Source organism: Arthrobacter sp. SPT-J7, from assembly GCF_059089965.1.
In genome coordinates this window covers 1-1,035 of sequence record NZ_JBNHFF010000475.1, presented here as the reverse complement: position 1 = coordinate 1,035, position 1,035 = coordinate 1, and the positions used below count along the sequence as shown (strand labels likewise).

The window sequence follows — 1,035 nt, the reverse complement described above, 5'->3', positions numbered from 1 at the left end:
AGCCCCGGCAGCCCCGGCTGCTCCGGTCCCCGTTCCGGCTGCGCCGGCCCCCGCGGCTTCGGCTGGAGGCGGCACGCCCTCCAACGCAGTGGCCCTGCGATCCTTCGAGCTCATCAACCAGTACCGGCTGGCCAACGGCCTCGCCGCGCTGCGCTACAACACGGGCCTCGAAACCGTGGCGCAGACGTGGTCAAACACCATGATGAGGGACATCAACGCCCAAGGCAGTGTGGGCTTCCGGCACAACCCGGATGCGTCCGCCCAAATCCCGTCCGGCTGGACCCGTTCAGCCGAGAACATCGCAGTGAACGCCGACGCCGAGGCGCTCTTCGCCGCGTGGAAGGCCTCTCCGGGCCACAACGCCAACATGCTCAACCCCGGCCTGACCGACTTTGGCTTCGGCTCGGCCCGCCTCTCCGCCGGCTCCCATTACGGGGCGCAGTTGGTTGCCACTCAAAACTTCGCTGCCTACGGAAAGTAATCCTGCATCCACCCATGACGGCCCCACCACATCGCATTGTGGCGGGGCCACGCGGCGGGTGGCACCGCTGTCTTGTCTTGTTCAAGCCAGCTGGGCAGGATAAGGGCTGTGCACAGGTGTGCACATACTGGATGCGGAAGGGCGCGGATGGGTACTGAGCTGACCACCGGCGGGTTGGAGTGCCTGTTCACGGGCTCGGTATGGGCTGAGGGTCCCTTATGGGTGCCGTCGTCGCAGGCGGTGCGCTGGAGCGATATTCCGAACAACCGCATCCTTGAGTACAACCCCGCCACAGGGATGGCACGTGAATACGGCCGGGGGGTGGAATTCACCAATGGCCGGACCCTCGATGCCGACGGATCTGTTGTACAGTGCAGCCACGGGCGCCGCCGGGTTGAGCGTGACCGCGGGGGAGTTGTGACAGGACTGGTTGATTCCTTCCAGGGGCGCCGGCTGAACTCGCCCAATGACGTCGTGATTGCCCGCGACTCCAGTATCTGGTTCACGGACCCGCCGTACGGGATCCTTCCGGGCACCAAGGAAGGGCACGAGGG

General features: G+C 65.9%; 2 protein-coding genes. Both read left to right on the top strand.

Going from position 1 to position 1,035, the window contains the following annotated elements; genetic code table 11:
* A partial coding sequence (locus tag AC5RWX_RS33705) for a CAP domain-containing protein (protein WP_494100488.1) occupies window positions 1-481 on the top strand: 481 nt, incomplete at its 5' end.
* Between the two features lie 147 nt (window positions 482-628).
* Window positions 629-1,035, top strand: a 407-nt coding sequence (locus tag AC5RWX_RS33700; protein WP_494100487.1) for an SMP-30/gluconolactonase/LRE family protein, incomplete at its 3' end; no start/stop codon positions are given.